Source organism: Flavobacterium sangjuense (assembly GCF_004797125.1).
Taxonomy (GTDB): Bacteria; Bacteroidota; Bacteroidia; order Flavobacteriales; family Flavobacteriaceae; genus Flavobacterium; species Flavobacterium sangjuense.
In genome coordinates this window covers 1,255,999-1,281,003 of record NZ_CP038810.1, presented here as the reverse complement: position 1 = coordinate 1,281,003, position 25,005 = coordinate 1,255,999, and the positions used below count along the sequence as shown (strand labels likewise).

The 25,005-nt window shown below is 35.7% G+C and carries 26 protein-coding genes and 1 tRNA gene; 6 read left to right on the top strand and 21 right to left on the bottom strand.

Annotated features, from left to right (window positions below):
• The 10 genes from GS03_RS05670 to GS03_RS05625 all read right to left on the bottom strand — a co-directional run bounded on the left by GS03_RS05670 (position 1) and on the right by GS03_RS05625 (position 7,078).
• Positions 1-678, bottom strand: a complete 678-nt coding sequence (locus tag GS03_RS05670; RefSeq protein ID WP_136151589.1) for an SDR family NAD(P)-dependent oxidoreductase — start codon at positions 676-678, stop codon at positions 1-3.
• 56 nt (positions 679-734) lie between these two features.
• On the bottom strand, positions 735-1,361 hold the full coding sequence (locus tag GS03_RS05665) for a hypothetical protein (protein WP_136151588.1): 627 nt from the start codon (positions 1,359-1,361) through the stop codon (positions 735-737).
• The gene (locus tag GS03_RS05660; RefSeq protein WP_317128592.1) at positions 1,361-2,236 is read right to left on the bottom strand and encodes an ATP-grasp domain-containing protein; all 876 of its coding nucleotides are present in this window, start codon (positions 2,234-2,236) and stop codon (positions 1,361-1,363) included. The genes GS03_RS05665 and GS03_RS05660 overlap by 1 nt, the downstream gene beginning before the upstream one ends.
• Positions 2,237-2,416: 180 nt before the next feature.
• Positions 2,417-3,127, bottom strand: a complete 711-nt coding sequence (locus GS03_RS05655; protein WP_136151586.1) for an NRDE family protein — start codon at positions 3,125-3,127, stop codon at positions 2,417-2,419.
• Positions 3,115-3,603, bottom strand: coding sequence for a DinB family protein (locus tag GS03_RS05650; protein ID WP_136151585.1), 489 nt, complete (start codon positions 3,601-3,603; stop codon positions 3,115-3,117). The genes GS03_RS05655 and GS03_RS05650 overlap by 13 nt, the downstream gene beginning before the upstream one ends.
• 46 nt (positions 3,604-3,649) lie before the next feature.
• Positions 3,650-4,039, bottom strand: a complete 390-nt coding sequence (locus GS03_RS05645; RefSeq protein ID WP_136151584.1) for a DoxX family protein — start codon at positions 4,037-4,039, stop codon at positions 3,650-3,652.
• Positions 4,040-4,049: 10 nt separating this feature from the next.
• The gene (locus tag GS03_RS05640; protein ID WP_136151583.1) at positions 4,050-4,511 is read right to left on the bottom strand and encodes a YHS domain-containing (seleno)protein; all 462 of its coding nucleotides are present in this window, start codon (positions 4,509-4,511) and stop codon (positions 4,050-4,052) included.
• Positions 4,512-4,601: 90 nt separating this feature from the next.
• A complete protein-coding gene (locus tag GS03_RS05635) occupies positions 4,602-5,135 on the bottom strand; it encodes a GNAT family N-acetyltransferase (protein WP_136151582.1) in 534 nt (177 codons plus the stop codon).
• An 11-nt stretch (positions 5,136-5,146) separates the two neighbouring features.
• Positions 5,147-5,827 (bottom strand): Crp/Fnr family transcriptional regulator, encoded by a 681-nt coding sequence (locus GS03_RS05630; protein ID WP_136151581.1) that lies wholly within the window; start codon positions 5,825-5,827, stop codon positions 5,147-5,149.
• A gap of 111 nt (positions 5,828-5,938) precedes the next feature.
• Positions 5,939-7,078 (bottom strand): acyl-CoA dehydrogenase family protein, encoded by a 1,140-nt coding sequence (locus GS03_RS05625; RefSeq protein WP_136151580.1) that lies wholly within the window; start codon positions 7,076-7,078, stop codon positions 5,939-5,941.
• Positions 7,079-7,172: 94 nt separating this feature from the next.
• Between GS03_RS05625 and GS03_RS05620 the strand changes: the two genes are divergently transcribed.
• The 4 genes from GS03_RS05620 to GS03_RS05605 all read left to right on the top strand — a co-directional run bounded on the left by GS03_RS05620 (position 7,173) and on the right by GS03_RS05605 (position 11,100).
• On the top strand, positions 7,173-8,237 hold the full coding sequence (locus tag GS03_RS05620; protein WP_136151579.1) for an anhydro-N-acetylmuramic acid kinase: 1,065 nt from the start codon (positions 7,173-7,175) through the stop codon (positions 8,235-8,237).
• 119 nt (positions 8,238-8,356) lie between these two features.
• Positions 8,357-8,767 (top strand): response regulator, encoded by a 411-nt coding sequence (locus GS03_RS05615; protein WP_136151578.1) that lies wholly within the window; start codon positions 8,357-8,359, stop codon positions 8,765-8,767.
• Positions 8,768-8,917: 150 nt separating this feature from the next.
• Entirely contained in the window at positions 8,918-10,144 is a 1,227-nt protein-coding gene (locus GS03_RS05610; protein WP_136151577.1) for a Glu/Leu/Phe/Val dehydrogenase dimerization domain-containing protein, read from the top strand.
• 77 nt (positions 10,145-10,221) lie between these two features.
• On the top strand, positions 10,222-11,100 hold the full coding sequence (locus GS03_RS05605; RefSeq protein WP_136151576.1) for an energy transducer TonB family protein: 879 nt from the start codon (positions 10,222-10,224) through the stop codon (positions 11,098-11,100).
• 58 nt (positions 11,101-11,158) lie between these two features.
• Here the strand turns inward: GS03_RS05605 and GS03_RS05600 are convergent, their stop codons facing one another.
• Genes GS03_RS05600 through GS03_RS05590 form a run of 3 tightly spaced genes read right to left on the bottom strand, consistent with a single transcriptional unit; the run spans position 11,159 to position 12,812 of the window.
• Entirely contained in the window at positions 11,159-11,695 is a 537-nt protein-coding gene (locus GS03_RS05600; protein WP_136151575.1) for a DUF4468 domain-containing protein, read from the bottom strand.
• A 27-nt stretch (positions 11,696-11,722) separates the two neighbouring features.
• Positions 11,723-12,118: an ExbD/TolR family protein gene (locus GS03_RS05595; protein ID WP_136151574.1), complete on the bottom strand. Its 396-nt coding sequence runs from the start codon at positions 12,116-12,118 to the stop codon at positions 11,723-11,725.
• Positions 12,099-12,812, bottom strand: a complete 714-nt coding sequence (locus GS03_RS05590; protein WP_168710318.1) for a MotA/TolQ/ExbB proton channel family protein — start codon at positions 12,810-12,812, stop codon at positions 12,099-12,101. The genes GS03_RS05595 and GS03_RS05590 overlap by 20 nt, the downstream gene beginning before the upstream one ends.
• Before the next feature lie 129 nt (positions 12,813-12,941).
• On the opposite strand from GS03_RS05590, the gene GS03_RS05585 reads away from it, so the two are divergent.
• Both GS03_RS05585 and GS03_RS05580 read left to right on the top strand, forming a co-directional pair.
• Entirely contained in the window at positions 12,942-14,162 is a 1,221-nt protein-coding gene (locus GS03_RS05585; RefSeq protein WP_136151573.1) for a bifunctional folylpolyglutamate synthase/dihydrofolate synthase, read from the top strand.
• Positions 14,163-14,220: 58 nt separating this feature from the next.
• Positions 14,221-14,295, top strand: a tRNA-Val gene (locus GS03_RS05580).
• A gap of 194 nt (positions 14,296-14,489) precedes the next feature.
• Here the strand turns inward: GS03_RS05580 and GS03_RS05575 are convergent.
• The 8 genes from GS03_RS05575 to cobA all read right to left on the bottom strand — a co-directional run bounded on the left by GS03_RS05575 (position 14,490) and on the right by cobA (position 24,981).
• A complete protein-coding gene (locus tag GS03_RS05575; protein WP_136151572.1) occupies positions 14,490-15,665 on the bottom strand; it encodes a trans-sulfuration enzyme family protein in 1,176 nt (391 codons plus the stop codon).
• Positions 15,662-16,087, bottom strand: a complete 426-nt coding sequence (locus GS03_RS05570) for an OsmC family protein (protein ID WP_136151571.1) — start codon at positions 16,085-16,087, stop codon at positions 15,662-15,664. Before GS03_RS05570 ends, GS03_RS05575 begins: the two co-directional genes overlap by 4 nt.
• A 1-nt stretch (position 16,088) precedes the next feature.
• Positions 16,089-17,540, bottom strand: a complete 1,452-nt coding sequence (locus tag GS03_RS05565; RefSeq protein WP_136151570.1) for a TSUP family transporter — start codon at positions 17,538-17,540, stop codon at positions 16,089-16,091.
• A gap of 56 nt (positions 17,541-17,596) precedes the next feature.
• The gene (locus GS03_RS05560; protein ID WP_136151569.1) at positions 17,597-18,106 is read right to left on the bottom strand and encodes a hypothetical protein; all 510 of its coding nucleotides are present in this window, start codon (positions 18,104-18,106) and stop codon (positions 17,597-17,599) included.
• A gap of 11 nt (positions 18,107-18,117) precedes the next feature.
• Positions 18,118-20,688: a TonB-dependent receptor gene (locus GS03_RS05555; RefSeq protein ID WP_136151568.1), complete on the bottom strand. Its 2,571-nt coding sequence runs from the start codon at positions 20,686-20,688 to the stop codon at positions 18,118-18,120.
• A gap of 137 nt (positions 20,689-20,825) precedes the next feature.
• Entirely contained in the window at positions 20,826-22,463 is a 1,638-nt protein-coding gene (locus tag GS03_RS05550) for an NADPH-dependent assimilatory sulfite reductase hemoprotein subunit (protein WP_136151567.1), read from the bottom strand.
• Between the two features lie 12 nt (positions 22,464-22,475).
• Positions 22,476-24,218 carry a diflavin oxidoreductase gene (locus GS03_RS05545; protein WP_136151566.1) on the bottom strand — a complete coding sequence of 581 codons (1,743 nt, stop codon included), beginning with the start codon at positions 24,216-24,218 and terminating at the stop codon, positions 22,476-22,478.
• Positions 24,163-24,981: a uroporphyrinogen-III C-methyltransferase gene (gene cobA, locus GS03_RS05540; protein WP_246034182.1), complete on the bottom strand. Its 819-nt coding sequence runs from the start codon at positions 24,979-24,981 to the stop codon at positions 24,163-24,165. The genes GS03_RS05545 and cobA overlap by 56 nt, the downstream gene beginning before the upstream one ends.
• Positions 24,982-25,005 lie beyond the last annotated feature (24 nt).

Below are 25,005 nucleotides of genomic sequence, written 5' to 3'. Positions count from 1 at the left end.
TTATGGCGTTGAAGATGAAACCTGAATTATTTTTCCGTTGTGATATTTGTTTCCCGTTAGGGCAAAATTGAAAATATAATCGGCCATTGCTCCCGCAGAAATCGGAGCTTCATAACCCGGAAAAGCTTCCTGCAGCATTTCTGTATTTACCGCTCCAAGTGCTAATACATTAAAAGCAATGCCTTGCTCTTTGTATTCTTCGGCTAACAATTCAGATAATGTTATTATGGCACCTTTACTCGAACTATAAGCTGAAAGTCCGGCAAACTTCATGCTTCCCTGAATTCCGCCCATTGAACTTATCGAAACCACATGACTTCCTTTTTGCAAATAAGGCAGGCAAATCCGAGTCAAATTGGCCACACCAAAAACATTGACTTTATAAACATTTTCAAAATCTTGCTGTGTAGTTTGTGCAAATGGTTTGTTGACCAAACTTCCGGCGTTGTGAATGATGACATCCACTTTTTTCCATGTTTGCGAAATAAAATTGTCAACAGCAACAAGTTCGTTTTCTTTTGACAAATCAACGGAAAGACAAGTGATGTTTGAGTTTCCTAATAAACCTTGTGGGATTTTGCGGGAAATGGCCAAAACCTGATGACCAGCATTGGCAAACTGTAAAGCCAGCTCGAATCCGATGCCACGCGAAGTTCCTGTGATGATTACATTCTTCATTTGTAATTTTAAGTCTGGTAAATATAACAAAACTTAGGAAATGAAACGATTGAAATTTAACGGTAATATTTTCGGTAAAACTTAATCGTCTGCAAAATCCCGAGTCCAACAAATACCAGTGGAATAATGATTTGCATTAAATATTTAGACAAAAAATCTACATTAGAAGCAAAATAATGAAGCGAAAGAATCAACACCAACATACCACAAAATGTTCCGGTTATGGTTCCGAAGACATAAAAGTATTTTCTTGATTTAGAAACTTCTATGTAGTTTCCGTTTAGCAAATACAAATTCCAACCGGTCCAAAACGGAATTTGGATAAAATTGAGACAGCTCAAAACTATGCCTAATAAGAATGGTGCATAATTAAAGCTTGTTGAAAAATCACTTTTAGCATTGGCACTGGAATAAAAAACATACGCCAAAACAAACATGAATACTATCGAAAATCCTTCAATATACTTGGTTAGTCTTTTATTGGCAGCTAACTTATTAGCGAAAATCAAGGTGAAATAAATCACGAAAAACTCAATAATAATTACACCCAATAAGTACAAAGCTGTTGGAAATAAACCCGTTTTTTCATAAACCTGAAAACCCACAACATTCAGATATCCCAAGGGAATGGAGCCGATGAAACTCACCAGAAAACCAACTGCTATGTTCTTAAGGTTCTGCATTAAAATTTTACAATTTTATTACTTTGTTCCAAATGTAACCTATATTGTTCCATTCCAACTTTGTGTGACAAATACGGAAATCCTCGTTTGTGATTTTCAACACTGATACGAAACATATAACTAATGTGTCGCGCCAATTCTTTCCATGCAAAAAACAACGAATGCTTTGGGTCATAAATATGCGTTGGTTCGCTCGCTGCACCGTTTAATTCAACGATAGAAAAGTTTTTGCCTTGTTCAAGTTCTTCCCAAGTGTTGTACATCAAATCCATTCTGCCAAAATAAAACTCTGGAATCTGAAGACACATTTCGTCAATGGCTTTGGTCAATTCAGCAGAAATTAAATGACTATAATCTAAAAATTTTGCGCCACGAGCGTGATTCCCATAAGGCACTAGATTTCGTTTTTCGCCATTTGCCAAAATGGTTTTTAGCTGACTACCATATTCTTTTTCGAGTGCTTTTAACTGAAGTTCGTAACGCGGATTGGCTTTCAATAATTCTTCAATCGTTGAACAGCCATCACCTTCAATAATTAGAAATTCCTTGGCTACAATTCCGGTAAGTTGCCCGTGCTTTTCATATGGAAAACGAACATAGAAAATTCCGACTTCGTTTTCATACGGAATCAAATCCTGTACTAAATAATCAAAATTAGCTTTGTTGTGATAGGCTTTTAATTCTTCTAAATTGCTTACTTTTTTTACCGCTGATCCGCGCAAACCAATATCCGGTTTTACAATAAAAGGGAAATTAATTTTGGAAGTTTCAAGTAAGGTTTCAACTTCATCAAAAGGTATTTTCTCTTTGACAAATTTCGTTGTTGGATAAAACTGTTTCGGAATTAAATCATAGATTTCTATTTTGCTATCCATAACAAAACCACCGTTTTTCATCGTTGGATTGCAAGTATTAAAAAAGAAAATTGTCCTTGCTTTCAAAGCATAATACGACCATAAAAAATAAATAGGAATATAGACAATTTGAAATGGCCAATATTCCCAGTGGAACAATTTATGGAGAAAAAGTCTCAAATAGTTATAAATTATGAGTTGTCAGACGGAAATAAAGGTATTGGAAAAATCCTGTTCGGCAATCAAATCATTGTAATGAATTGCAACTTTATTTTTTTCGATAATCGTTTGTGTGATGCTCAGGGTTTTCAGTGTCCCATTCCTATTGATAACCAATCCGTGTTCGGTGTTTTCTTCTTCTGTATAACGGTGAAAATTAAACAATTCTTCGTCGTCCACTTCCGGCTTTGCATCTAGAAACGTGTAAAACCAATTCGCTCTTTTTTCTCTGATTTCCTTTGAATACAAAGTTGACGATGACCAAATATGACTCTGATTGGTATCCAATTCCAAAGTGCTTTTTTCAGTTTCATTCCATCGCAACTGATACAATTTTTGATTTTGAAAAAGCACCAGCGTAAAAGGTTCGATGTTTTCCAAATCGATGTTTTTCCATGCTGCAATTACGGATTCGCTGCTGATTAATTCCAATACAATCAAACCGCGACTTTTTCGGTAACTTTCTTTGAGAATATGTCTTTCATCGGCACCATTTAAAAGCACTAAAATAGTAGCGTGTTCATCAATAGCGAACCATGTTCCGCCAGCTTTTTGATCTTTTGGAAAGATGATTTTTTTGTTGTTGATGAGATAATTTTTGGGTTCGATGGAGTTTGGCCTCAATGTCTTTTCATCACGATTGGAAGTAATGATAATTTTGCCATTGGCATTGACAAAACTTACTGTGCACATTGTTTTCTGTATTCGATAGTAGATGGTGCCACGCCAAAATCAGCATCAATTTGTAAATGCTCCAACTGCAAAACTGCGACTTTTATTAAGGCCTGATGATGAATGCAATGCTCCAAATTGTATAACAATTCTCTGAAATAATTACTCTCGATATGCAATTCTTCTTCATCAATAATTTGTTGCAACAGTAATTTTTTATTGTCTTTTTCCAATTGATTTTTGATATCAGTTAAACATTGCAACGCAAAATGAGTATCGGTTTGGATTCGGTAATCGCGATTTCTTCTGTCATAATTCACAACACCATTTTCATATTGATTTTCGAGACACTGAAACATTTCGATAATATGCCGTGTGTGTTCACCAATTGTTGCATTACTCAAACCCTTACATGGCAAAGTAAAATCGGCATTGGAAAGTTGGTTTAACAACAGCTCCAATTCATTTAAGGTTTTGTGCAAAGATGGTATGAGCATATTTTTATATTTATAACTTAATTACGTTTTTTGTAATACCTCAGTTTTATATCTTAAATCTTAGCAAATCCTGAATCTTATTTCTGTTTTGAATAATTAGTAACGTACAACAAAGTAAAGTAATTATTGCCAAAATAAACAATTCTCCACCATCATTTTTCACCTCAATCCCCAAGACAAACAGGTGTGAAAAAATAGCGCCAAGCATAGTACCCGCTCCTAATAGAGCACCAATTAAAGTGGTTCGTGGAATCAGAATTAAAATCGATGCAATCAATTCAACAAGACCGGAACCTATTCTTCCAAAAGGTTCGATGCCCAGTTTGGTGAAAATATAAACGCTTTCTTCGGCAGCGGTAAATTTGAAATATAAAGTTTGTAAAAGGATTATTACTGCTATGAGTTTGACAATCCAAGTGAATATCGAGTTTTTCATGCTTCCTCCTTTAGTTGATTATTTTCTTCCAGTTAGCATCAGCTTTCTTCTTTAAATTAACCTCATCCCTGTTCCAGCTTTTCAAAGTGTTATTAAAAAAAGCGTTGTAAAACAAATACAATTTGCCATCCAAAACTTTAAACGTTTCCGGATTGATTTCCACTTTCTCGCCATAATCGCCCATCGCAAAAGCACACCAACCGCCATATTGCGGTTCGTAACCCGCTGGATTTTTTAGAAACAGGTCTTTATTGGTTTGCGAAGAAAAATTATAGGTCACACCTTCATAAGTTGCGACTATAGTTGCTTTCCCTTTTACTGCTTTTTTCTGCGTAAAATACGCCACTGGATCATATCCCTGAATGGCTGTTTTTTTATCCAGATTGAAATCGGCTATTCTTTTTGCAGCGGTTTGTCCAAATGTTGTCACCGAAATAAAGGCAACGAACATGATTAAAATTTGTCTTCTCATTTTTAATATTGTTTTGATTATGAAGCAAAACTAAAGCGGTTTGAAAAAACGTTTTGTCGGGTAGTTTACATTTGGAGTAAATAAGTTGTTTTACTCTCTAATTTTTCCATAATAAATCAAGTCGACAACTTCTCCTTTTGTGGTTTTATAGTCTTTTCTGATTTTACCTTCAATTTGAAAACCCGCTTTTTGGGCAAGCTTTTGGGCAGCAATATTGCTTTCATGTGTTCTCAAAAACAGTTTTGAAAAACCAAAATGATCAAAGCAATAATCCACAAACAAGGAAAATGCTTTTGAACTTATTCCTTTTCCCGAATACTGTTCGTCAGTGTAAAATCCCAATTCGGCTTTTGGAATATTCCAATCAATATTCTTTATGTCAATAAAACCAACTAACTCCTTATTTTCATCATTCTCTATAACAAACGCATAATATAGTTTCGCATAACGTTTTTGAATTATTTCACGCAAAAACGTTTCCGTGTCTTCAAATGTTCGTGTTCTGGAAACCGTTCCGGTAAAAAAATCCTCAAGTCTTTTCCGGTTATTTTCAATCAGCGAGAAGTAGTTTTCCAAATCGCTTATTACTATTCGTCGGACAGTATAATTCTCGAAATGTATCATCCTGTTTATGTTTAGTTCAATTTCGAAACATCTTCAATAATAATCTCTTTTCTTCCATAATGCATCAGACCATTTTCCTCTAATTCATTAAGTAATGAAGTGGCTGTTTGGCGTGAAGTGCAGATGATTTGGGCGATATCATTTTGCGTAAGGTAGTTTTCGATGACGACTCTGTTTCCTTCTTTTTTTCCATCGCGTTCTGCCCATTCTTTCATAAATGTCAGCAGGCGTGTTTTGGCATCTTTAGAAATTAGATTAGCATAATTATTTTTGATGCGTTTCATTTTCAAACCAACAAACTTGGTATAAGACAGCGCCAGACTTGGATTACGCAATAGCAAATCTTCAAAGTCAGACATCAGGAAACTACAAATGGTAACTTCATCAGTTAAGGCTTTGGCATATTCGTTTGAATTTCTGTCGTTTTCGAGTTCTAATTCGCCAAACAAATCACCTTTTTGGATAATGTCTTTGATGGTTTCGTTGCCGTCTTCATCAACAGAAACAATTTTGATATTGCCTTTTTTGAGTAAAAAAACACGAGGCAAATCCGAAGAAGAAAAATAAATAATATCGCCTTTTTTGGCTTTTTTAAAACCAACAATAATGCACAATTGCTTGATTTGTGACATACTCAATGTCCGGAATAATTTGTGATCGCGGAGATACCAATATTTTAATTCGTCATACATACAGTAAATGTAGCAAATATTCTAAATCAAAAAACCCTTTCATTGCTGAAAGGGTTTTTTGATTATTAATTTTAAATTTTCAAGAATTATTCTTCTCAAATATAAGAAAAATTATGAAACCAAACCACGAGAAATTACAATTCTTTGAATTTCTGAAGTTCCTTCATAAATCTGCGTAATTTTCGAATCGCGCATCATACGCTCTACGTGATATTCGGCAACATAACCATTTCCGCCATGAATTTGAACCGCTTCATTGGCAACTTCCAAAGCAATTTCCGAAGCATACAGTTTTGCCATTGAACCTGAGTGCGCAATGTCTTTTCCTTCATCTTTTTCGCAAGCCGCTTTCATAATCAAAAGTTTAGCAGCCGTAATTTTCACATACATATCCGCTAATTTAAACGCAATGGCTTGGTGTTTGAAAATTTCTTTGCCAAATGCTTTACGCTCATGCGAATATTTTAATGCCAATTCGTAAGCTCCGGTTGCAATTCCCAATGCTTGTGATGCAATCCCGATTCTTCCTCCGTTTAAGACATTCATTGCAAAATTAAATCCGAAACCATCAGCACCTATTCGGTTTTCTTTTGGTACTTTTACATCAGTAAACATTAAGGAATGTGTATCGCTTCCGCGGATTCCCATTTTCTTTTCTTTTGGTCCAATTTCGAAACCGGCCCAACCTTTTTCAACGATAAACGCATTGATTCCTTTGTGTCCTTTTGCTACATCGGTTTGTGCAATCACCAAATAAGTCGAAGCTGTTCCGCCGTTAGTAATCCAGTTTTTGGTTCCGTTTAATAAATAGTAATCGCCCATATCAATAGCAGTCGTTTTTTGTGAACTCGCATCACTTCCCGCTTCAGGTTCAGATAAGCAAAATGCACCGATAACCTCACCTTTTGCTAAAGGCACTAAATATTTCATTTTTTGTTCTTCTGAACAATATTTTTCCATTCCGGCGCAAACCAAAGAATTGTTTACCGACATGATAACCGCTGCCGAAGCATCCACTTTAGCAATTTCGGTCATCGCCAAAACATAAGAAACACTATCTAAACCCGCACCACCATATTTTGGATCCACCATCATTCCTAAGAATCCTAATTCCGCCATCATTTTCACTTGTTCCGTTGGAAACTTGGAATGTTCGTCTCTTTCAATTACGCCAGGTAATAATTCAGCTTGAGCAAAATCTCTCGCCGCTTGTTGAATCATTAACTGTTCTTCGTTCAAATTAAAATCCATAGTTATGAAGATTTGTGTTGTTGTTTCTTTAATTTTGGTGAGCAAAAATAGAATATAAAAGTTAAAATTTCAAACGTTTTCGTAAATTTAGCCAATGCAGAAAGAAACTTATAATGTTATCGGAGTAATGTCAGGCACTTCGCTAGACGGCATCGATTTGGCACACATTCATTTTTCGATAGTTGATACCAAATGGAGTTTCAAAATTCTTGAGACCGAAACGGTTTCTTATAACAATGATTGGTTGGGAAAACTTAAAATTGCCGTTGATTTTCCAGAAGCCGAATTGCTGCAACTCAACGACGATTATACAGTGCTGTTGGCAAATGTCATCAAAACCTTTATTGAAAAACATAATTTGCAACACCTCGATGCTGTTTGTTCTCATGGACATACGATACTGCATCAGCCGCAAAATGGTTTTACGCTTCAAATTGGAAATCTTCCCAAAATAGCAAAACTGATTAACCAGACTGTAGTTTGTGATTTTAGAGTTCAAGATGTCCAGCTTGGCGGACAAGGCGCACCATTGGTTCCTATTGGTGACCGAATTTTATTTTCGGATTATGATTATTGCCTGAATTTAGGTGGCTTTTCTAATGTTTCGTTTGAGCAAAATGGAAATAGAATCGCTTTTGACATTTCTCCCGTAAATACAGTTCTGAATTTTTATGCGAATCAACTCGGATTGGATTATGATGATAAAGGGCAACTTGCGTGTTCAGGAAAAGGCAATACTGATTTAATGAATGAATTGAATGCATTGGATTATTACAAAAAACCATTTCCAAAATCACTCGGATTTGAATTTGTAAAAACGATTGTCTTGCCATTGATAGAACGATACACTATTCCAATTGAAGATAAGATGCGGACATTTATAGAGCATATTGCTTTTCAGACCGTTGTGGCTTTGCCCAAAAAGCAAGGCAAACTATTAGCAACAGGTGGCGGAACCTATAATGATTTTTTGATGGAACGAATGCAGTATCATTTACCTCAACTTGAAATAATCATTCCCGATAAAAAAACTATTGAGTTCAAAGAAGCCTTAATTTTTGCGTTGCTTGGCGTTTTGAAGCTGCGAAATGAAATCAATGTTTTAAGTAGTGTTACCGGAGCTAAAAGCGATCATTCTTCAGGTGTTATTCTAAAATAAACACTATAATATTCCATTTTGGCTATCCTTAATTTCGCGAATTTGAAAAGACAAGCATTATTATAATAAGGACTTTTACAATAGCTTGCTCCATATTAAACAAACTATACTTGATTATTATGGATCACAATTATACTTTTTTATTAATTGAAGATAATGTTATTGACCAAATCATAACCAGTAAGCTTTTAAAAAATGCGCTTACTATGTCAGAAATAAATATAGTGAATAATGGGGAGGAAGCTATTAACTGGATAAAAACCCATAAGTGTAAGCTGAACAAGTCGCTTATCATTCTTTCCGATATTAAAATGCCGGTAATGGATGGATTTGAGTTTCTTTCCAAATTTGATAAACTATCGGAAGACTTAAAAAAGGAAACTCAAATTTTTATGCTTTCTTCAACACTTTGCGGCAACGAAATCTATAAGGGAAGATGTAATCCCTATGTTGGAGATGTTATGACCAAGCCTCTACCCATTAAGAAGTTCATATCCATGATTTGTCCTCCTCTAAAACATCAAGCTTAGGATTTTCAACAAAGGGATAATAAAAAAGCGCCACCCAATGAGTGGCGCTTTTTATAGTCAAATCCTAATTCCCATTTCTTATATTTGCACCACAAACACCCGAGGCTTTGCCCAATTGTATGAAGCGAAGCGGAATAAACTAACAACATAATGAAAGAATTATTAAAAAAATTCGAAGATAAAACACCCGAAATAGTATTTAACTGGAAAGATTCTGAGACTGAGGCCGAAGGCTGGACCGTAATTAATTCGCTTCGTGGCGGTGCTTCCGGCGGTGGAACCCGAATGAGAAAAGGACTAGACATGAACGAAGTGCTTTCGCTTGCCAAGACAATGGAAGTTAAATTTTCTGTTTCAGGTCCGGCGATTGGTGGTGCAAAATCGGGTATTAATTTCGACCCAAATGACCCACGCAAAAAGGGCGTTTTACAACGTTGGTACAAAGCGGTTTCTCCTTTATTAAAAAGCTACTACGGAACCGGTGGTGATTTGAACGTTGATGAGATTCACGAAGTAATTCCATTTACCGAAGAATGTGGTGTGTGGCATCCGCAGGAAGGTGTTTTTAACGGACATTTCAAACCTACAGAAGCTGATAAAATCAACCGTATTGGGCAGTTGCGTCAAGGTGTAATCAAAGTAATCGAAAACCCTAAATTCTCTCCTGATGTGTTGCGAAAATACACTGTTGCCGACATGATTACGGGTTATGGTGTTGCCGAAGCTGTTCGTCATTATTATCATATTTATGGTGGGGATGTGCAGGGTAAAAAAGCGATTGTACAAGGTTTTGGAAATGTTGGCTCAGCGGCTGCTTTTTATCTTGCCGAAATGGGAGCAAAAATTGTAGGTATCATCGACCGTGAAGGTGGAATTATCAACGAAGAAGGTTACACTTTTGACGAAATTAAAAAATTGTTCTTAAACAAAGACGGAAACAAATTGGTAGCACAAAACATGATATCATTTGAAGAAATCAATCAAAAAATATGGACATTAGGTGCTGATATATTTGCTCCTTGTGCTGCGTCAAGATTGGTAACCAAAGACCAAATCGATAACTTAATCAGTCATGGTTTAGAAGTTATTTCGTGTGGTGCCAATGTACCTTTTGCAGACAAAGAAATATTCTTTGGAAGCATCATGGAAGAAACCGACAGCAAAGTAAGTTTGATTCCTGACTTTATTTCGAACTGCGGAATGGCAAGAGTATTTGCTTACTTCATGGAGGCAAAAGTACAGATGACCGATGAGGCTATCTTCTACGATATTTCGGAAACTATAAAAAAGGCATTAGAAAAGGCACACAATTTGCATGCAGACAAAAAAAATATCAGCGCAACCGCTTTTGAAATTGCTCTGAAACAATTAGTGTAATAAAAAATATCTGTTGCAATTACACAATAATTTGTATTTTTAAGCGTTATATTCATTAACGAACAAAAGAAAAAGCTATGAGTTTTCAACTAACTGAAGATGACAAAAAATCGTTAGCCATTACAACAGTAGTGTATGCTTTGTTAATTCTGCTACTTTTCCTATTGCGTTTTTGGCCTCCGGCTGACATGAAAATCATGGGCGGTGGTGGCGGTGGTGGTATCGAAATGAACTTTGGCGATAGCGATTTTGGCATGGGCGATAACTATAAAAGTGAAGTCTTAAATGTAAAAGACCAGGTAAAAGCAACTGCTGTAGCAACTCCCGACGAAGATGTGATTTCTGATGATAATGCTGATGACAATGTTGTTGTACCTAAAAAAGAGAATGTAAAAACTCCCGTTCCTGTCAAAAAAGATGTAAAACCAGCCATTGTAAAACCAAAGGTTTCTAAAAGTGCTGATGATGCTTTGTCTAGTATTCTTGGCAATAAAGGTGGCGATGGAAATGATAACAAAGGTGGAAACAAAGGTAGTGCTAACGGAAATCTAAATTCAAGTGGCTATTATGGCAACGGAAGCGGAACAGGTTCCGGTGGCGGAAACGGTTCGGGTAACGGAACAGGAAGTGGTTCGGGCACAGGTTCAGGAAGCGGAAGCGGAAGTGGTGGCGGAAACGGAAGCGGTTCAGGCTATTCATTGGGCAACCGAAAAGCATTAAGCAAGCCTCAACCGGATTATACATGCCAAGAGCAAGGAAGAGTTGCGGTTCAAGTTTCTGTAGATAGAAATGGGAATACGATAAGCGTTACAGCCGGTGTTCAGGGAACAACCAACACAGCAAAATGTTTGCTTGACCAAGCTAAAATTGCTGCAATGAATACCAAATGGCAGCCTGACAGCAATGCTCCGGAAAAGCAAGTTGGAAAGATAATTTATACTTTCAGTTTGAATTAAACATAAAAAAATCCCGATTTCACAATCGGGATTTTTTGTTTTTACTAATTTGAAAAGATTACCAGTTTTCGGCTTTCTTCTTTTTATCCATAAAGACAATCAAACTTTTATTCAAGTCATTGAAAAGAGATTCATAAGCTGCAGGCACTTCATCTTTATACTTCTTCAACGTACCATCTTTATCGTAATACTCTGAAAAATCATCCAGATTATGAACCGTAGTATTCGCTGAGTTATTCGGTTTTTCAGTCAAGCCAAGAGCAGCAAACTTATATTTTCCTTCTTTGAAATTTATTTCGATGGTAAACGTAGCTGTAGTACAAACCGTTGTTCCTCCTGCTTTACTGCAAAGAAAATTCTCTTTAGTTCCTTCAATCACAAGCTTTTCATTTTCGACAGATGAAATCACAGTAAAGTTTTTCTTAGCATTATCCTTTACCCATGCTGTTGCTCTATTGTAGGTATCTTTAGCGGAACCATCATAAATGGTTACAATAAAATCTGTCAATCCGTCTTTTGAAAATTTAAATTCGGTGTCTTGTGCAAAAGTTGATGTCGTTACAAATGCCATCAACAGTAAAGTTTTTAGTTTCATATGCTAAACTATTTAATTTTATAAATTCTATTTTGGACTCGTAGCAATGACAAACTTCAGTTTGTTCTTCACTCCGATTTGCAATACATCTACCAAGTCTTGTACTTGCAGCGTAGCCGGGATTCTAATAATTACCGTTTGCTGCTTTTCAGGGTCCATTAATTGAAGTAATCTGGTTTCCAATTGTTCCAAAAGTACTTCTTCTTTGTCAATGAAATATCTTTTTTCATCGGTTACCGATAAGGTGATAAGTTGCTTGTTTGTCTTTTCATTGGTTTTCGATTTTGGCAATGTCATTCGGATAACATTTGGATTTGCCAAGGTCGAGATGATTAAGAAAAACAACAACAGGAAAAACATAATGTCGCTCAGCGAAGATGTGGCGACTTCTGCATGAAATCGTTTATTTCGCTTTATGGCCATGAGGTCTTTGAATTATATTTACAAATTCTAATACTTGCTTTTGGATTGCCAAAGAGAAGTTATCAATCTTTCCGTTGAATAAGTGATACGCGCTGTAGGCAATAATCCCAACGATCAAACCGGCACCACTACTAATCATTTTCTCATACAATCCACCGGAAATGTTTCCGATACTAATATCTTCAGTTACCGAAATACTGTAGAAAATTTTAATAACTCCCGAAATCGTTCCGATAAATCCTAGTGTTGGAGCAATACCCGCAATCAGACCTAATTGTCCTAATTTCTTTTCCATATAACCAATTTCAATATTGGCTGCACGTTCCATATTCCCTTCGATTTCTCCAATATGCCTTCCAATGGTCAACACACCTTCTTTGATAATGTAACCTTGCGCATTACCGGCTCTTTCAGCTGAAGAAACTGCCATTTCTATATTTGCATTATTCAAATGAGTACGTATATCCTTCATCAGATGATTGTCGATTTTGGCTGCTTTATTTATATACAAATAGCGCTCAAAAACGAGGTAAATGGTATAAAACAACAAAATTGCAATTGGAATTAGAAATAAACCACCTTTGAAAATGAATTCCAAAACCGAAACTTCATTGGTTAAAGCAGCATTTGCTTTGTCTACAGTTGGAATTGCTTGAGCTAAAGTGTCAGCTTGTAATTGTAAAAACGTGCTTATCATATTTATGTAATTTATGGCGATTAATTCTGAAAATAATTTCAATTTTGTGTTTTCGAATTCGCATCACAATATAAACGAAAAAAAACGTATAAAAGTATATTGCCCGCCAATTTTTTTCCGAAAATTATGAACTATAAAGAAACACTTGATTGGATGTTTAACAAATTGCCAATGTATCAAACACAAGGTGCCACGGCGTATAGAAAGGACATTACCAATACTGTTTTGTTAGCCAAACATTTAGGAAATCCGGAGCGCCATTTAAAATGCATTCACGTTGCCGGAACCAATGGAAAAGGTTCAACTTCCCATTTATTAGCTTCCGTTTTACAAGAAGCAGGATATAAAGTCGGATTATATACTTCACCGCATTTAAAAGATTTCCGAGAACGAATTGCAATCAACGGAACACCAATTTCGGAAGACTATGTTTGTGATTTTATAAATAAAAACAAAGCGTTTTTTGAAGCCAATGAGTTGAGTTTTTTTGAGATGAGTGTTGGATTAGCTTTTGAATATTTTGTCAAGGAACAAACCGATATCAATATTATTGAAGTCGGAATGGGCGGACGATTGGATTCAACTAATATAATTACGCCATTGGTTTCGGTTATTACCAATATTGGATTAGACCACACCCAATTTTTAGGCAATACACTCGAAGCCATTGCTTTTGAAAAAGCAGGTATTATCAAATCTAATATTCCTGTTGTTATTGGCGAATATGTTCCAGAAACTAAGCCTGTTTTTTTGGCGAAAGCCAGTGAAATGCAATCCGAAATTTATTTTGCTTCCGATTTGATTGGAGAAACTTATCCTTCTGCTTTACTTGGCGATTACCAGACACAGAATAAGAAAACGGTTTTGCAAACGATAAAAGTATTGCAGGATAAAAACTTGCTTGCTGTATCCGAAACAGATATTAAAAATGGCTTTTTAAATGTAATTAAAAATACCGGATTGCAAGGAAGATGGCAGCAATTGGGAGAAAATCCTACCATTATTTGTGATACTGCCCATAATGCTCACGGATTGAAAATAATCATCAATCAGTTAAAAAAGGAAAAATACGACCAATTGCATATCGTTTTGGGATTAGTCAATGACAAAAACTTAGATGAAATTTTACCATTATTTCCGAAAAATGCTATTTATTATTTCTGCAAGCCAAATAATTTTAGAGGTTTAGATGAGGCGGTTTTAAAGGAAAAAGCGGCTCAATTTAATCTCATAGGCCAAACATATATTTCAGTATCAAATGCTTATCAGGCCGCGAAGAAAAATGCCAATAAAAATGACTTTATTTATATTGGCGGAAGCACATTTGTAGTTGCAGAAATTTTATAATTTTTTTCAAATATGTTTGCAATATCAAAAAAGTAGTCTATATTTGCACTCGCATTCAGGGCGATTAGCTCAGTTGGTTCAGAGCATCTCGTTTACACCGAGAGGGTCGGGGGTTCGAATCCCTCATCGCCCACAAGAAAAACCGAAACGTAAGTTTCGGTTTTTTTATTTTATGGCTACGTCAAAAGCTCACTTTTGTAAGTAGATAGAAAATAAAAAAAGAACATGACTGAATAGCCATGTTTTGGTTTTTCTTGCTCATGGTTCCCCAAAATGGGATCAACGAAGTTAATCCTTCATCACACAAGCATAAATAAAATCGTTTGTTTATGACTTTTCTAAAGCCTGTTGCAAATCGGCTATAATATCAGAAACGGTTTCTAAACCAACAGATACCCTTACCAATCCATCGGTAATACTAGCCGCCAATCGTTCTTCTACTGTTAATTTGCTATGTGTTGTTGAGGCAGGATGAGTAACGATGGTTCTTGTATCTCCAAGGTTAGCAGAAAGTGAACACAATTTTATTTTATCTAAAAAAGTCCTTCCCGCTTCTATTCCGCCTTTTACTTCAAAAGCGACAATATTTCCGCCTAATCTCATTTGCTTTTTTGCAATTTGGTATTGGGGATGCGATTTTAGAAATGGATATTTAACCAATTTTACATTTGCATTTGATTCTAAAAATTCAGCAACTTTTAACGCATTTTCACAATGCTTCTCTAGTCGAACAGCTAGTGTTTCTAAACTTTTTGAAAGCACCCAAGCATTGAAAGGAGATAATGCCGGACCAGTATTTCTTGAGAATAAGTAAATTTCTCTTATTAATTCCTGTTTCCCAACAACAACACCGCCCATAACTCTTCCTTGTCCGTCTATTAATTTTGTAGCAGAATGTATTACTAAATCGGCTCCAAATTGTATAGGGTTTTGAAGATATGGTGTTGCAAAACAATTGTCTATTATCAGAATGAGATTATGCTTTTTGGCAATGGCACTCAAGACTTCCAAATCGATAATATCAACCGCAGGATTTGTAGGCGATTCGGCATAAATAATTTTGGTGTTTGGCTGAATAAAGCTTTCAATTGTTTCAGGTTTATTGATATCGAAATAGGAAGTTGATATATTCCATTTTGGAAAATATTTGGTAAACAAGGTGTGAGTAGATCCAAAGACACTACTTGCTGAAAGGATATGGTCATTAGAATTTAGCAATGTGGCAAAAGTGCTATAAACTGCTGCCATTCCTGTTGCAAAGGCAAAACCATCTTCAGCACCTTCCATGACGCACATTTTTTCTACAAATTCTGAAGTGTTCGGATTGCTAAACCGGCTGTAAATATTTCTATCTTTTTCCTCTGCAAAAGAGGCGCGCATATCTTCGGCATCTTCAAAAATAAAACTTGAAGTTAGGTATAAAGGAACGGAATGCTCAAGATACTGTGTTCTTTCGGTTTGCGTTCTTATGGCTCTGGTTTCGAAATGTTCGTCAAATATCATAGCTCGTTGTTGTTTAAAATAACTTTATACTTAATGGTCGCAGTTGGTTCAATTGTTTTGGCAACCGAACAGTATTTTTCAAAAGATAGTTGGGCTGCTTTAACTGCTTTCTTAGGTTCAATTTTTCCCTCTAAAAAAATAGTGAGGTTGATTTCCTTGAAAGGAGTTGCCTCTCCTTCTTTTACTCTGGCGCCATCCACTTCTGCTTGAAAAAGTTCGATTTGCTGCTTTTGTTTTTTTAAAATAGAAACTATATCAATTGCCGAACAGCCAGCTACAGCCATTAGTAATAATTCCATTGGACTTGGCGCTAAATCGTTGCCTCCAAATTCTTTACGACTGTCAATTTCTATTTGATGTCCGCGTTCATTTGTTGCCTGAAAATGAAAATCTTCATTTAATCGCTTTAATTTTATTTTCATGTTATATCATTTTAACTAGCACTCTTAAACTGAAAACAATAACCAAAAAAGCCACCAAAAGCAAAGCCATTTTTTGCGGCATTTTACCGGCTAATTTTGCAGCAAATGGTGCCGCAATACTTCCTCCGAGAATCAATCCGAGAATAATATACCAATGACTTATCCCAATTGAGCTAAAAAAAGTGATGGCTGCAGCTAGTGTTACAAAAAATTCGGCTAAACTTACTGTGCCTACTACATAGCTCGATCTTCTACCTTTAGCCAATAATGTTGAGGCTACTATTGGCCCCCAACCACCACCTCCGAAAGCATCTAGAAAACCTCCGGAAAACCCAAGAAAACCTGTATAGTTAATTTTCTTTTTCCTATTTAATTTTCTAAAGGCTAAAATGATTAATCGAACACCAATAATCATTGTGTAAATAGATAGTATAATATAAGCAATGGTTTGGTATTTATTTCCCAAGTAAATTAATAACAAGGCACCAGCTATCGCACCAAAAACTCCCGGAATTGCGAGCCAATAAAACAATTTTTTATTTACGTTTCCAAATTTGTAATGAGAATAACCGCTTATGCCACTTGAAAACATTTCTGCCGTGTGAATACTACCGCTTATTGCCGGAAGGTTAATTCCCAAAAGCATCATACTCGTAGCACAAGTAACTCCATAACCCAAACCTACAGCACCATCAACTAATTGCGCTAAAAAACCAATGAGTAACATGCCATAAAACTCATTTGGAATAGCACTCAATCCATACTTTAAATCAGAAACAGTTACAATAGTTGACAGACCATAGCCTGTAAATAACATTAAAAAAGAAAGCGCTAAAACAAAAGTTAATTGCTTTAATTTTCTGTTTTCTTTATTTTGTGGTTTTGTTGCAAAATTTTCTGTGATTTTATTTAAGTCAGCTAATTTTTCTGCAAAATTTCCTTTGTGCTTATTTCTAAAATCATTTAAAACAGTCAAATTATCTTCAATATTATCCGGAATTACATCCGTAAAATATTCACGCATCCGTTTGGCTAAAACGGGAGATTTTCCATTTGTAGAAATAGCAATCTTTAAACTTCCTTTGTTTACAATTGAACCCAAATAAAAATCACACAAATCGGGTTGGTCTGCTGCATTAACTTTAATTCCTTTAGAACGAGCTAATTCTCTAACTTCTAAATTAACTTTAGGTTTATCTGTGGCAATAATTACATAATCTTTATCAATTAAATCATTCTCATCAAAAGCTCTTTCGATTGCTATTACATTACTATTTTGTTGAACAATTTCTTTTAAATTGGCATGAAAATAAGTCGCCACAACAGTAATCCTGATATTGGGATTTTGCCTCAATAAGGTTTCGGTTTTTTCCAAGCCAACATTTCCACCGCCCACAATTAAGAAGTGAGCAGTTTCTGTTTTTAAGAATATAGGGAAAAGTGTGTTTGCCATTTTAAATTATTGTTTGACAATACCTGTCATTTTAAATTTTGTATCTACTATGTGTATTAAAAAGTCGCTCCAAATTGGATACCAACTCCAATGGAAGGTGGATGTTCATTTCCAAAACGAACCGGTAATGGTGTCGCAACAAAATAACTAACGTCTTTACTTTTGACAATAACCTTATTAAAAACAGCGGTAAAACCATATCTGCCACCTGTCTCAAAAGCCAGTCTTGAAACAAATGTAAAGCCATGCTTGTACCGAAACAAAAGCCCGGGATGGAAAAGCACATTAGCCACTTTATCTTTACCATCGACTGTCTTTATAAAAGGGACAACCTCAAAACTATAACCAAAACGATCATTTTTCAGAACATTTATCCCGGTTGGAAAACCCACCGTATAAGAGTCTGAAAAATTATATAAAGTTTCATCTCTGTTTACTGTTACGATAGGATGCAGTACAGCAAAGTATCCTTTTACCTGTGGATAGTTGACTACAGCATTCTCTTGAGAAAACACGGTATTACAAAAAGCAAAAACACCCAATACGAATAATTTGTTTTTAGTCATATCTCGATTTTTTATAATACATACTTTAACGTAATTCCGTAGGTTCGCGGATCTCCTAAAACACCGGCATAATGTCCGGCATTCCCGGCTCCGGGTAATAATTGCTCATAATAATCTTTATTCAAAAGATTGCGTGCCCAAATCGAGACAGACAAACCGCTTTGAACTCTAAATCCAAATCGACCATTGAATAGCGCATAACCTTCAACATTTAAATATTTTGAAGGCGAGGCACTTGAAGAAAATTCAGATCTGAAATAGGAATCCAAAGCCACAAAAAAGCGACCTTCTCTTTTAAGAAATTTGGCATCAGCAGTATATTCAGAGCCTACCGAGCCTGACCATTTCGAAACGCCAGGCAATCTTCCGCCCGAAACATCTTTAAAAGCTTGTGCTGCACCCGTTTCTTCCAAAGGCACAGGGGCATTTTTAAAGGAAACATATTTACCATCGGTATAAGACAAACTCGCATTTAGACTTAAGTCTTTTAATAATCTGACATTCCCTTCCAGTTCCACACCATTCACTCTAACTTTTTCCGCATTGGCTAGATAACCTCTGTTTACGCCCAATTCAGCTGTTTGCACCTGGGTTTGATAGTCTTTGATATTGGTACTGTAAATAGTGACATTAACTCTTGAATTTGGTGTTGGGTTTGTTTTTACACCGATTTCAAAATGCTCTACCGCCTCTGGTTTAACGACTGCCAAATCAGTAAGCACTTCGCCATTCGCAGTTGGCAATCCTCCTAAATTTACACCAACAGGTTTGAAACTTCTCGCATACGTTCCAAATGAATTAAAATTATCCGAAATTTTATAGGCAACGGTTAATTGACCTGAGTAATTGTTATCTGAAACATCGGCTTTAAATGCCTGATCCGAATAGACCAACTTCTTAAGTGCTATCAATGCAGGATCGGTTGTTTCTAAACCTCCGTATGTTTTTCTATCGTAATCAACTTCTTTCTCATCATAATTGTATCGCAAGCCCGGTAATATGTGTAAATCTGATGTCAAAGCCCAATCCAATTGCCCAAATACAGCACCGCTCAGCGATTTCAATGAAGATCTTGTTTTAATTCCGTAACCTTCAAACAAACCCGGAGTTTGCCAGTTAGAACTGGTCGTACTTTGCGAAAATCGCCATTGTGCATCACCCGATTCTTCCGTGTGGTAAGGAGACGATTTTAAATCCTGTCCAATAGCATACACTCCGAAAACAACCGAAACTTTTTTAGATAAATCTCCGGCATAACGAACTTCCTGAGAAACCTGGTTATGAACCGATGGTGCTTTTGACTTTCTTAGTACCGACAAGCCTGTAAAATCCCTGTCATTTGATGGATCCCAGTTCCAGTAGCGCCACGCTGTAGTTGACGTTAACGTTCCTCCTGCAATGTCTCTTTCAATATTTAACGAAACACCGCCTAAATCATTGTTTGATCTCCATGGTGTATCGTGGTCAATTTTTCTATCGAAAGCATTCAACGATGGCAACTCGTAACCTAAATCGGCAATAATCTGATTGAACTGTCTGTAGGCCGCACGTTGTGTAGTTACCACACCAGCAAGCACCTGTGCATATCCATCAGGTCTTTGCTGGGAGAAATCACCCGATAGTATAACTTCTGTTTTTTCATTGGGAACAAACAACAATTGTCCTTTTACGCCTAAATTATTGATGTCGTTTACAGAGTTCCCAGTTCTAACATTCTCAATTACACCATCTCTTTGTGTTCCTGAAAAAGACAATCTTCCGGCAAATTTTTTAAACAATTCCCCATTAATAGAACTTTTCGCCTGGATATATCCATGATTACCATAGCTTAGCTCAGCTGTCGAGGAAGGAATAAAATTGGGTTTCTTTGTTGTAATATTGAAAGCACCTGCAGTCGTGTTTTTTCCAAAAAGTGTTCCTTGCGGACCACGCAATACTTCAATTCTTTCTAAATCAATAAAATCAAGTGAAGTAGCTGCAGGACGAGCATAATAAACTCCATCTACATAAAACCCAACTCCAGGATCAATACCATCATTGGTCAAGCCAAAAGTAGAACCCAATCCTCTAATGTTCAATGTAGTATTCCTGGGATTCGACGAATACAATTGTACCGAAGGTACCAGTTCTTTGACCCTGTTCACATTAAACGAACCCGATTCTTCAACTTGTTTGGCAGTTACCACCGCAATGGGTACAGGTACATCCTGTACTACTTCCGTTCTTCTTCTGGAAGTAACCAAGACTTCAAACAACTGCGTCTCTTTGGCTTCTAATTCAACAACCAGATTGTTTTGATAAGAGGATAATTCTATTTTTTTGGAGTTATAACCGAAGTTTGATATTAGAAGTACAACCGGGAATTGAACTTCGGCGTTTATGACAAACTTCCCTTCGGCATCTGCCACTACCGAAACATTGCTGTTTTTAACAATGATAGTCGCATCCGAAATAGGAGCCAAATTAGTCTTATCCAAAATAACTCCTGATATTTGATTAGTATTCTCTTGAGCGTTAGCGATTTGCTTGAATGCAATCAGAAAAAAAACAATTACGTGTATATAATTTTTACTATTTTTCATTTTATTTATTTTATGTGATTTATATGTTTTTATGGTGTTCTCTGTTTTAGCAACAGCAACAACATGAATACATTATCACATAATTTTGATTCAAAAAAAAAGTCCTTCGTTTTTTGTTAGTTTCTATTCTCATATCTCTAAAATTTTCTAAAAGCAAAGTCTCCAAAAGTTTCATTTTCATTTTTATCATTTACATACTGACTAAATAAAAAATCTACTTCTTCTAAAATCTGAGTTTCAGTTAGTTTTTCTTTATATAATTTGTTTAAACGCTCTCCATATCTGTCGCCGCCTAACATAAAATTGTATTGTTCCGGACCGGTTCCAACAAAACCCAATTCGGACACATAAGGACGCCCACAACCATTGGGACAACCTGTCATTCTGATTGTTATTTCATCATTCGTAAGGTTGTATTTCTGTAGAATTGGTTCAATTTTGGTTACCAGTTCCGGCAAATATCTTTGTCCTTCAGCCAATGCCAATGGGCAAGTAGGCAATGCCACACATGCCATAGAGTTTTTTCTCAAAGCACTTACCTGCTTTTCAATATCATGCGTTTTTAATAATGCTTCCACTTTTGGTTTATCGGAATCAGCGATTTCTCCCAGGATTAAATTTTGATTTCCTGTAAAAATGAAGTTTGATATTTTTAGTTCTGCTAATTCTTTTAAAAACTGCTTTTGATACGGTTTTACAACTCCGTGTTCTACAAATAATGTATAAAACCAGGTGTTTTCATGATTTTTCTCCCAACCAAAACGGTCACTTCTTTCACTAAAACTAAAAGGTTTCTCAGCTTCTAATTTAAATCCGATACGACTTTCCAGTTCTTTTTTAAAACCTTCTACAGTTAATTTATCAACGGTATATTTTAATCGCGATAATTTTCTGTCCACACGATTACCAAAATCGCGTTGTACGGTTAAAATTTCATAAACTACTTTTAACGTTTTTTCTTCGGTATCAGTAAAACCAATAATACTTCCCAAACGAGAATAGGTGTTTGGGTTTCCGTGAGTTGTTGCTAAACCACCGCCGATAGCAATGTTAAATCCTTTTAATTGGTTGTTTTCAATAATGGCTATCAATCCGATATCGTTCGTAAATACATCTACATCGTTACTTGGCGGAATTGCAATGGCAATTTTAAATTTCCGTGGCAGGTATCGGTCTTCATATAATGGATCGGCTTCAGAAGAACGTTCATATATCTTTTCTCCATCAATAAAAACTTCATAATACGATTGTGTTTTTGGCAGTAATAGAGTCGATATTTTATCCGCATAATCATGTATTTGTTTATGAAGTGGCGAAATTTGTGGATGTGAAGTTGCTATTACATTTCTATTTACATCGCCACAAGCCGCAATCGAATCTAATTTGGCCGTATTAAACGCCTGAATAGTTGGACGTATTTGATGTTTTAACAATCCATGCAATTGAACCGTTTGTCGTGTTGTTATTTTTAAAGTTCCCGTTCCGTATTGTTCTGAAATTTCATGAGTTGCAATCCATTGTTCAGCAGAAATTACACCGCCTGGAATTCGCAAACGAATCATAAAGGAATATAAATTATCTAATTTCTTCGCTGCTCTTTCAGCTCTGCGATCACGGTCGTCCTGCACATACATACCATGAAATTTGACTAAAAATTCATCATCTGGACGCACACTTCCGGTGTGATTATCTAAATCAATACTTTCTTTTAATGTTCCTCTAAGACCATCACTTTGGGTCTTTATTGCTTCATTAGCAGATAATTTTTCGCTCATTTTTTCTATAATTTAATATACGTCTTTTTGATATTTCCCTGCAGCTTCTAAATCTTCTAAAACTTGTTTTGCGGCATCGTTAGAGATATTTCTTTCGTTAGCAATAACTTCTATAATTGCTGCTTCTACATCAATACTCATTGGGGCTTTTTGTCCGCAGATGTAAAGACTGGCGCCATTTTGCAGCCAATTGTTAAATTCATTCGCTTTTTCACGAATTCTATCCTGTACATATACTTTCTCTTTTTGATCACGAGAAAATGCTGTATCTAATTTTGTTAGAGTTCCGGTTCCAATCCATTCCTGAATTTCGGTTTGATAATAGAAATCGGAAACAAAATGTTGTTCTCCAAAAAACAACCAATTTCTTCCTTCAGCACCAGTGACATCTCTTTGAGAAATGAAACTTCTGAATGGTGCAATTCCGGTTCCAGGACCAATCATAATAATATCAGTTTCGTCTGAAGGCAATCGGAAATTATTGTTTTTGTGGATGTAAAATTCCAGCTCTGTATGCAAAGGATAATCGGCCAAATACTGTGATGCAAAACCTGTTTTTTCTACATCATCTTTGTAAAACTTATTTAGATTTACCGTTAAATGAGCTTGTCCGTCGTGTGCCTCTGAAGAGGATGATATAGAGTATAAACGTGGTGCAACGGGCAATAAAATCTCAAGTAACGCTTCTATTTTAGCCTTTTCCGGCTTTTTATTTTGTTTCAAAACGGTAATTAAATCTGCTTTTTCTTCAATAGTATTCGTTTCCAGTAATAGTGCGATTTGATCTACTATACGTTTGCTTAATCCACGTATATTTCTTCCTAATAACCAATTCTCAGCACTATCTTTTTCTTCTTTTATTTTTATTTTTTTGGCGGCAGCCGTTTCAAAATAATTTAAAATAAATGCAACATCCTCAGCTGTGTTTTTTGGAATAATTCCTAAAGCATCTCCTGGTTCGTATTCAATTTCATCATTTGAAGTTATTTCGATATGATATGTTTCTTTATTAGATTCTCTATCATTTAAAACTATTTTGTGACTAATTTGTCCGGTATAATTCTTTTTGTGATTCGACTTTGGAACTATAGTCTTAATTTCTGTTTTTACAGGAACTTGATTCTGAAATATGCTTTTCAAATCATTTTCCCATGCAGTTACAGTATCGGCAAAATCCAAATCGGCTTTCACTAAAGGCAGTAATCTTTTCGCTCCTTTTTCAACTAAAACTTCATCCAACAAAACACCTGCATTACAAAACAGTGGATAGGAAGTATCACCTAATCCCAAAACTGCATAGGAAAGATTGTTTAAATTAATATTGGTTGTTTTCAAATAGTCATAAAAAGCAACAGCGTTTTGTGGAAATTCACCCTCGCCTTGTGTACTTATCACAAACAATATCAAATTTTCTTTATCTAATTTGGCCACATCAAATTGAAATACATCGATGGCTTTTGCCTGAATTTTATGTTTCTTAAAATTTGACAATAATTGAATGGCTACTTTTTTGGAATTCCCGGTTTCTGTTCCATATATAATTAATGGTTTAACAGATACACCAGTTAACAATGGTTGATTTGAATTAGATAAACCGTTTAAATTTCTATCTAAACAACCAGCTAAATAGCCTTTAGTCCATATGATTTCTTCGGCTGTTGCATTTTGGATAATTTGGTGCAACAACGCTAATTTTGTTTCAGACAGCATCTTGGTATATTGTTTTATGATTATCGAAATAGGAATCTTTAGCATTACTTTCTTTAAACCAATTATATTGTTGATGAAGATTCACTACATTTCCAATGATAATTAGTGTTGGCACAAATTCAAAGTCAGGCAGGTTCTTTTTTGAAAGTGCCGCAAAACTGAAAATTTGCGTTTTTTGATTTGGAGTAGTTGCTTGTTGCACAACTGCTATACCTTTATTATGACTAATATGATTATCTAATAAATAGTTAGTTAAAGTAGAAAGCTTTTGTCCTGACATGTAAAACACCAAGGTATCTTCGGTTTCTGACCAATCTGTCCACTGATTTTTAGTAACATTTTTTAAATCATACAATGTTAAAAATCGGACACCGCGGGAAAATCCTCTAGCTGTTAATGGAATTCCAGTGTATGCCGCAGCACCAAATGCTGCAGAAATTCCGGGAATGATTTCGTAACGAATGTTGTTGGCTACTAATGCTTCTAATTCATCTAAAATGTTAGAAAACAAACAGGAATCGCCACCTTTTAATCGTAAAACCAATTTGTTTTGAAGGGCAAACTTCACCATCAACTCATTGATGTCTTGTTGTGGTGTATGAATTCCTTTTGAACATTGTTTACCAACATAAATTACAACAGCATCCTTTTTGGCATTTTCCTCGATTAAAATTGGAGAAACCAGACGATCTGTTAATATCACATCTGCCGTTTGCAGGCATTTTAATGCCTTGACGCTAATTAAATCGGGATCACCCGGACCGGCACCAGCCAAAATTACTTTTCCTGTTTTTATCTTCTGTATCATATTATTATTTTTAAGTTGGGGCTA